This is a genomic window from Dorea chungnamensis (assembly GCF_039832125.1).
Lineage (GTDB): Bacteria > Bacillota > Clostridia > Lachnospirales > Lachnospiraceae > JAFBIX01.
This window is the reverse complement of sequence record NZ_JBDOHT010000010.1, coordinates 110,024-117,870: the sequence shown is the minus strand read 5'-3', so window position 1 is coordinate 117,870 and position 7,847 is coordinate 110,024. Positions and strand designations below refer to the sequence as shown.

The following is a 7,847-nucleotide window of genomic DNA, read 5'->3' as shown; positions in this document are numbered from 1 at the left end:
GGATAATTTCTCGATTCAGCAGTCCTTTCGAATTTGGTCTGTAACCAAATTCTCACACGGAATTGCAGTTCTTTTTTCTGTAACGGATTCTAGTGCTTGGATAAACGGATACAGACCAACCGATCCAACTCCCTTGCGCCTGACATTCCCAATTACTGAACAAACTCATCTGGTGGGAATTCCTAGCGTGAAGCGCAATGGGGAGCGATGTTTTTATACTATTCATCATTATTTCAATGGAAGATTCAGTTAGTTATTCTGCCAGTTTTTTGACAATATCTTTACTATGATCGTTCGCTCTGCATGACGCGCAGGAATTCTCCCGGATGAGGAAGTTGCGGATTTGGGGGATGTCAGGCGAGAAGATGGATTGGATGGTTGCCGTTCGTTGGACAAGCGCTAGAATCCGTTACTGTAAAAGAAGCAGATATTTTGTGCGAAGATCTGGCTTCAAGCCAGATCTGAGAAGGCTGCTGAGCCTCGAAATCATCAAGATTTCGGGGTGAATCAGTCTGGTTACAAAATATCTGCTTCTTTTCCTGTTATGGATTCTTAGCGAAGGACTCCGCAATGGCAACCATCCAATCCATCCTCTCGCCGTACACCTTCCAATCACCAACTAACTCATCTAAATTCCCCTATGCAATTGCAAAATCATTGGATTAATTATATAATTATCCAAGATAAAAAAGGAGAGAAATAATTGAAGATATTAGTGATGATTTTTGGGCTGATTATTTTGTTGGCCTTGGTTGAAAATATCCGTGAACTTTATACATTTCGAGTTACGGAATACACGATTGAGAACCCTAAACTTGAAGGACTTTCTGAAGAAAAAAGAATTGTATTTCTTAGTGATCTTCACAATTACAGTTATGGAAAGGATAATGAGAAGCTTTTTTCAGCAATTCAGAACGCTCGTCCGGATCTGATACTGATTGGTGGAGATATGCTGGTGAGAAAAAATGGGAATTCTTATGTGCATACAGTTGAATTCTTATCCCGGCTTCCAGATTTGTGTGAAGTATATTATGTCAATGGAAATCATGAACAGAAGTTGAAGGAACTTCCTGAAGAATATGAACAGTCTTATGAAGAGTATCAAAGTCAGCTTTTACAGGCGGGAATTCGGTTTTTAGAAAATGAATCTGTGCGATTCTGCTGGTGTGGGATAGAAATTCACATTACAGGATTGGAAATACCGTTGTATGGATATCGACATTTTGGAACGAGGCCACTCTCGAAACAGGTGCTGGAAGATAGAATAGGGAGAGCTGGTCAGGGATATCAGATCCTTTTGGCGCATAACCCATCTTATGTAAATACGTATAAAGAATGGGGGGCAGATTTGATTTTGTCTGGGCATTTGCATGGAGGAATTGTACGTATTCCAGGGATTGGTGGTGTGATTGCACCTAATTTCCATATATTTCCAAAATATTCTGGAGGAATCTATCAAGAAGACGATGTGACGACGGTTGTCAGTAAAGGGTTGGGAGTTCATTCCATTCCAATTCGTATTATGAATCCAGCGGAAATGATTGTTTTGAATTTTGGCAAGCCTCATACAGAACTGTAAGCGGAATACTTGTACAAACGAAGAAAATCCTGTATAATATTACAATTGTGACAAATGAAATCGAAGTGTGAGGGAGATTTATGGGAATTCCAGTAAAGCTGCAAGTCTTTGAGGGACCGTTGGACTTGCTCTTACATTTGATAGATAAGAATAAAATCGATATCTACGATATTCCAATCGTAGAGATCACCAATCAGTATATGGATTATATTAAGGCCATGGAAAAGGAAGATCTAAATGTAATGAGCGAATTCCTTGTAATGGCAGCGACCTTGCTTGACATAAAATGCCGAATGCTTCTGCCGAAAGAAGTGAACGAAGAAGGCGAAGAAGAGGATCCGCGGCAGGAACTGGTAGAACAGTTGCTAGAATACAAAATGTATAAATATATGTCTTACGAATTGCGGGACCGTCAGGTTGAAGGTGAACAGCTGATGTTTAAAGAACCGACGGTTCCTGAAGAAGTGATGGAATATGTTGAACCTGTAGATTTAGATCTGTTATTGAAAGATGTTACATTGGCTCAATTGAACTATATTTTTCAGGATGTAATGAAAAGGCAGATAGATAAAATAGATCCAGTCCGCAGTAAGTTTGGAAAGATTGAAAAGGAAGAGGTAACCCTTCCGGATAAACTAGAATATGTTACGGAATATGCGAAGCTGCATCGAAAATTTGGATTTCGCCAACTCCTAGAAAAGCAGAATTCTAAGACACAGATTGTAGTTACATTTTTGGCAATTCTGCAGTTAATGAAAGAAGGAGTAATCTCCATTGAGCAGGAACAAGCTTTTGACGAGATTATGATTACTTCCAGAGTGGAAAGTTAAGAGTGGAAAGGTAGTATGGAAGAAGTGGAGATTAATAAATTAGAGGGAATTATAGAGGCTGTTCTTTTTGTTATGGGGGATTCTGTTGAATTGAGTAAGATTGCGTCTGCGATTGAGCATGATGAGGATACAACCCGTAAGATCATACATAGAATGATGGATAAATATGAATCCGAAGACCGAGGAATACGTATTATCGAATTGGAAGATGCATTTCAGATGTGTACAAAAAAAGAGATGTACGAATATCTGATCCGTGTCGCAAAACAGCCAAAGAAGTATGTCTTGACAGATGTTTTGCTGGAAACGTTGTCGATCATTGCTTATAAACAGCCAGTGACAAAGTTGGAGATTGAGAAAATCAGGGGTGTTAAGTCAGACCATGCGGTGAATAAACTGGTGGAATATAATCTGGTATGTGAGTGTGGAAGATTGGATGCACCTGGAAGACCTATTTTATTTGGAACAACAGAAGAATTTTTGCGAAGGTTCAGTGTTCAGTCGGTAGAGGACTTGCCGAGTCTGAATCCAGAACAGATGGAGAATTTTAAGGAAGAGGCAGAAGAAGAGGTTCAGTTAAAACTGGATATTTAATAATCGCGCGCATAGACTTATTTCTGTTCACATATATTTCAATAACATGGAAATGTATGGTGTAATGGATGGAAAAGAAATCATTAGTGTGTAGTTTTTTGATATTTTTTTTGTTTTTACAGTTTGGAAATCTTATAGCAAAAGCAGAAGAAGATAAGGACGAGCCGAAACAGTTACACGCCCAGTCAGCAGTACTTATGGATGCTGACAGTGGGCGTGTTTTGTATGGAAAAGAAGAAAATCAGATTCGTCCAATGGCAAGTACTACGAAGATTATGACTTGTATATTGGCACTGGAAGAGATGGAGAAAAATCAGATGGTAACGATATCAGATTATGCAGCCGAACAGCCTAAAGTTCATTTGGGAGTGCAGAGTCAGGAAAGATACTATCTGAAAGATCTCTTATATTCACTGATGTTGGAATCACATAACGATAGTGCTGTAGCGATTGCGGAGGGAATAGCAGGCTCTGTGGAGTCTTTCGCTGATCGAATGAATCGAAAGGCAAAAGAATTAGGGTGTAACCATACATATTTTGTGACGCCAAATGGACTGGATGATTCTGATGAGGAAGGTACACATTCTACAACAGCCAGAGATCTGGCTATGATTATGAGATATTGTATGATGCAGTCACCGATGAAAGAGGAGTTTTTGGAGATTACACAGACAAGGAGTTATCAATTTACTGATGTAGATGGAAAACGTAATTTTACCTGTACGAATCACAATGCATTTCTAGATATGATGGAAGGTGCACTGACCGGAAAGACGGGATTTACAGCGGATGCAGGATATTGCTACGTGGGAGGACTCAGGCAAAATGGAAAAACTTTTATTGTAGCACTTTTAGCATGTGGATGGCCAAATCATAAAAGTTATAAATGGGAGGATACCAGAGCGCTTATGGAGTATGGGCTGAATGAATATGAGTATCGAAATGTATGGCAGGAAGTGTCGATCCCGGATGTTTTTGTTACGAATGGAGTAAGAAAGCAGAGTCCATTTGAATCAAATATACAGATTGAAGCGCATGTAGATGGAAAAGAAGATATTCCGGTTTTATTACGAGATGATGAACAAGTGAAAGTTCAAACAGAAGTGGAATCTTCCGTGGAAGCGCCTGTGGTAAAAGGGGAAACACTTGGGATTGTCAGATATATTCTGGAAGGGGAGGAAATTGCCTCTTATGATGTAATAGCAGATGAAAGTATTGAGAAAAGAACGTTTAAATGGTGTATGTGTTGGATATTAAAGTGCGCCAGCATGTAAAAGAATAGTTTGGCTGTACAGAAAAAATACTTTGCGTTATAATGGACGACAGATGTAAAAATAAAATGCAAAAGAGGAAAGAACGATGTCAATAGAGAATGTAAAAGAGTATTTTCGACAATTCGGAATGGAAGAGAGAGTAAGAGAAGAAAATCATTCCAGTGCAACAGTAGAAGAAGCGGCTGAGGCACTGGGATGTGAACCCAAAAGGATTGCCAAAACTTTGTCTTTTCGGACAAAAGAGAAGATTATTCTGATTGTGACTGCGGGAGATTGTAAGATTGATAATAAAAAATACCGAGGACAATTTGGATGTAAAGCACAGATGCTAAAGTCAGATGAGGTAGAACCTCTTGTGGGACATGCTATAGGCGGGGTATGTCCGTTTGCTGTAAAAGAAGGAGTAGAAGTCTATCTGGATGTAGCGCTTCAAAGATTTGAAACGGTATTTCCTGCGGCAGGAAGCAGTAACAGTATGATTGAATTGACGATTCCAGAATTAGAAATATACAGTAACTATAAAGAGTGGATTGATGTCTGCAAAGAGATGTAGTACAGATGGAGGTTGTGATGATACAGAAGAAATGGTGGCATGATAAAGTAGCATATCAGATTTATCCAAAAAGTTTCATGGACAGCAATGGAGATGGTATAGGAGATTTAAGAGGAATTATTGGAAAATTGGATTATCTGAAAGAACTTGGAATAGATATGATATGGATTTCTCCTATCTATCAGTCTCCATTTATTGATCAGGGGTATGATATTTCCGATTATTACAAGATTGCAGAAGAATTTGGAACGATGGAAGAATTTGATCTTCTTCTGGAAGAGGCAAAAAAAAGAGAAATTCAGATAGTTATGGATCTGGTTATTAATCATTGTTCCAGCAAGCATGAATGGTTTCAGAAAGCATTGGATGATCCGGCCGGAGAGTATGCAGAATATTTTTATTTTGTAAAAGGGAAAGACGGAAATCCACCGAGCAATTATCGTTCATATTTTGGGGGAAGTACTTGGGAGAAGGTTCCAGGAACAGACAAATATTATCTGCATATGTTTGCCAAAGAACAGCCAGATTTGAACTGGGAGAATCCTAAGGTGAGAAAAGAACTTTTCGATATGGTCAATTGGTGGTTGGATAAAGGAATCGGCGGCTTTCGAATTGATGCAATCATAAATATAAAAAAGGATCTTGCATTTCCAGATTTTGAACCGGATGGACCTGACGGTATGTGTCGTGCGACAAAGATGGTAGAAGAGGTTGATGGAATTGGCAAATTTCTTGGGGAACTAAAGAGAGAGACGTTTGCAAAATATGATGCTTTCACTGTCGGAGAAGTGTTCAATATGAAAGAGGAAGAATTGGAAGAATTTGTTGGGGAAGATGGATATTTCTCGACGATGTTCGATTTCCAGCCACATATCCTGACAAGCAGTGAAAATGGATGGTATGATACCAGGGAAGTTGATTTTCTAAAATGGAAAGCAGCAATTTTCTCTTCACAGGTGGAATGTCAAGACAGAGTTTTTCTTGCAAATATTATTGAAAATCATGATGAACCTCGTGGAGCCAGCAGATATCTTCCGGAACATGCAAGAAATCCACAGGGAGTGAAAATGCTGGGAACAGTAAGCATTTTGCTTCGCGGAATTCCGTTTATCTACCAGGGACAGGAAATAGGGATGACAAACTGCCGAAGAGAAGATATTCACGATTATGATGACATTGATACATATCATCAGTATCAGGTCGCCTTGGATGCAGGACTGTCAAAAGAAGAGGCATTAGATGCATGTTACCGATTCAGCCGTGATAATGCCAGAACACCAATGCAATGGAATGCAGAGAAAAATGCGGGATTTACTATGGGAAAACCATGGCTTGCAGTCAATGAGAATTATCGGGAGATCAACGTTGAGGATCAGGAAAAAGATCCAAATTCTGTCTTGAATTATTATAAAAGACTAATCCGCCTTCGAAAAGATTCTGAGTGGAAAGAAGTGTTTGTATATGGAAATTTTCTTCCTATGTACGAGAAAGATGAGCAGATTTTCGCGTATGCAAGAAAAGCAGGGGAAAAGACAGCGGTTGTTCTTGCAAATTTTGGTGAGAAAGAGATGGTCGTAGAACTGGACAAAAAGATTAGAAAGGTCTTGTTGTCTAATCAGGATAAAATGGCGGGAATTGATGAAAATAAAGTGATTTTAAAGCCATGCGAAGTAGTGGTGGTAAGTATATAAATGTATGTATGGACAGGCAGCGGTGGCAGCTTTTATGCTGTGTGTAGCTGTCTGTTGACGAATTGTGAGAAGTGTGATATTTTTAAATTGTTTTCTGAGGGAGTCTGGCACTTTTGTTCTATGAGATCAATACATGTCTGTAAGATTTAATTCCAGTGTTTTCATGAAATTCATATTGACATTTGGGGATATTTATAATACTATATTAATCAGAAAGCGAACATCCGTTCGCCTATAAGAAGGAGATTATATTATGGCAAGTGATGATAAGAAACGGGCATTAGATGCCGCGATTGCGAAATTAGAGAAAGATTTTGGAAAAGGTACGGTTATGAAGCTCGGAGACCCTGCAGCTCAGGTTGCGGTGGAGACGATTCCAACTGGATCTTTGAGCCTGGATCTTGCACTTGGACTTGGTGGCGTTCCGAAGGGACGTATTATTGAGATCTATGGGCCAGAGTCAAGTGGTAAGACTACGGTAGCATTACATATGATTGCAGAAGTACAGAAGAGAGGCGGTATTGCCGGATTCATAGATGCAGAACATGCATTAGATCCTGTTTATGCCAAGAATATAGGCGTTGATATTGATGAATTATATATTTCTCAGCCGGACAGTGGAGACCAGGCGCTTGAGATTACGGAGACGATGGTACGTTCCGGTGCCATGGATATAATCGTTGTTGACTCGGTTGCTGCTCTTGTGCCGCGTCAGGAGATTGAAGGAGATATGGGCGACAGCCATGTAGGACTTCAGGCAAGGTTAATGTCACAGGCGTTGCGTAAGCTGACTCCGGTAATCAGTAAATCAAATTGCGTTGTTATTTTTATCAACCAGTTGCGTGAAAAAGTAGGTGTTATGTTCGGAAATCCAGAGACGACTACTGGAGGACGTGCATTGAAGTTCTATGCTTCTATCCGTATGGATGTAAGAAGAATAGAGACGTTGAAGCAGAGTGGTGAGATGGTCGGAAACAGAACGAGAGTGAAGGTGGTAAAGAATAAGATAGCACCGCCATTCAAAGAGGCAGAGTTTGATATTATGTTCGGCAAAGGAATTTCAAAAGAAGGGGATATCCTTGACCTTGCAGTCGGCATTAATCTTGTAAGTAAGAGTGGAGCATGGTTTGCGTATAATGGGGATAAGATTGGCCAGGGCAGGGAAAATGCTAAGATCTATCTCAGTGAACACCCGGAGATTATGGATGAGTTAGAAGCTAAGATTCGTGCTCACTATAATATCGGAGGAGAGACTTCGGAGACACCGGAGACATCAGCAGAGAGTAAAAAGACCGGAACAAAGAAGGCCAAAGAGGAAGAATAGAG

At 39.8% G+C, this 7,847-nt stretch carries 8 protein-coding genes; all 8 read left to right on the top strand.

Annotated features, from left to right (window positions below; all coding sequences use genetic code 11):
* Nucleotides 1–253: hypothetical protein (locus tag ABE613_RS10340; protein WP_347376313.1), on the top strand; the 253-nt coding region annotated here is incomplete at its 5' end.
* 465 nt (nucleotides 254–718) lie between these two features.
* The gene (locus ABE613_RS10335) at nucleotides 719–1,579 is read left to right on the top strand and encodes a metallophosphoesterase (RefSeq protein ID WP_235233189.1); all 861 of its coding nucleotides are present in this window, start codon (nucleotides 719–721) and stop codon (nucleotides 1,577–1,579) included.
* A gap of 80 nt (nucleotides 1,580–1,659) precedes the next feature.
* On the top strand, nucleotides 1,660–2,409 hold the full coding sequence (locus tag ABE613_RS10330; protein WP_235233146.1) for a segregation and condensation protein A: 750 nt from the start codon (nucleotides 1,660–1,662) through the stop codon (nucleotides 2,407–2,409).
* A gap of 15 nt (nucleotides 2,410–2,424) precedes the next feature.
* On the top strand, nucleotides 2,425–3,003 hold the full coding sequence (gene scpB, locus ABE613_RS10325; RefSeq protein ID WP_235233145.1) for an SMC-Scp complex subunit ScpB: 579 nt from the start codon (nucleotides 2,425–2,427) through the stop codon (nucleotides 3,001–3,003).
* 68 nt (nucleotides 3,004–3,071) lie between these two features.
* Nucleotides 3,072–4,277, top strand: a complete 1,206-nt coding sequence (locus tag ABE613_RS10320) for a D-alanyl-D-alanine carboxypeptidase family protein (RefSeq protein ID WP_235233144.1) — start codon at nucleotides 3,072–3,074, stop codon at nucleotides 4,275–4,277.
* Between the two features lie 85 nt (nucleotides 4,278–4,362).
* The gene (locus ABE613_RS10315) at nucleotides 4,363–4,830 is read left to right on the top strand and encodes a YbaK/EbsC family protein (protein WP_235233143.1); all 468 of its coding nucleotides are present in this window, start codon (nucleotides 4,363–4,365) and stop codon (nucleotides 4,828–4,830) included.
* Between the two features lie 20 nt (nucleotides 4,831–4,850).
* Nucleotides 4,851–6,521, top strand: a complete 1,671-nt coding sequence (locus ABE613_RS10310) for an alpha-glucosidase (RefSeq protein ID WP_347376316.1) — start codon at nucleotides 4,851–4,853, stop codon at nucleotides 6,519–6,521.
* 253 nt (nucleotides 6,522–6,774) lie between these two features.
* Nucleotides 6,775–7,845 (top strand): recombinase RecA, encoded by a 1,071-nt coding sequence (gene recA / locus ABE613_RS10305; RefSeq protein ID WP_235233142.1) that lies wholly within the window; start codon nucleotides 6,775–6,777, stop codon nucleotides 7,843–7,845.
* Nucleotides 7,846–7,847 lie beyond the last annotated feature (2 nt).